The organism is Catenovulum sp. 2E275 (assembly GCF_025515275.1).
GTDB lineage: Bacteria > Pseudomonadota > Gammaproteobacteria > Enterobacterales > Alteromonadaceae > Catenovulum.
Genome location: NZ_JAOPFU010000123.1, coordinates 1 through 566, shown reverse-complemented (window position 1 = coordinate 566; position 566 = coordinate 1). Strand labels below are relative to the sequence as shown.

Sequence of the window (566 nt, the reverse complement as noted above, 5' to 3'; positions counted from 1 at the left end):
TCACTTCACGGTGGTGCATCAAAAATAACTGTAGGTACTCAGTCTGAACTTGCAGGTAAAGTAGGTGAAACTATCACGGTTGATATTCCAGCCGGGACAACGACATCTTTCTTACAATTGCGTACAGAAAGTAATTTCTCGGTAACGATTGACGACTTAGTGATTACACCAATTACCCCGGTTACTAATGATATGACAGAAGATTTTAGCGCAGCAGATCGAGCAACATTCTTTAGTGCTGACTATAAATCTTTATCAACCGATAGTTCATTACCGCTTTATATCAAAACCGGTGGTAATGTTGACCCAGTAAATGGTGAGTTAGTGATTAACGCTGGTCGTTTCACAATCGGTGATACTGGTACTGAAACAACAGCTGAAGGTGTTGCGCCTAAAGGTACACTTGATTTATCAAATGGTGCTACCGTTAGCTTTAAGTTATTAGCAGCAGAAGGCGAAGAGAAAGGCTTCTTTATCTACTTAGATAACAATACCTCAGGCAGTTCTAATTCACTTCACGGTGGTGCATCAAAAATAACTGTAGGTACTCAGTCTGAACTTGCAGG

1 protein-coding gene is annotated in these 566 nt (G+C 40.6%); it reads left to right on the top strand.

Features of this window, described 5'->3' with window-relative positions; genetic code table 11:
- A partial coding sequence (locus N7931_RS19345; protein WP_262795978.1) for a hypothetical protein occupies positions 1-566 on the top strand: 566 nt, incomplete at both ends.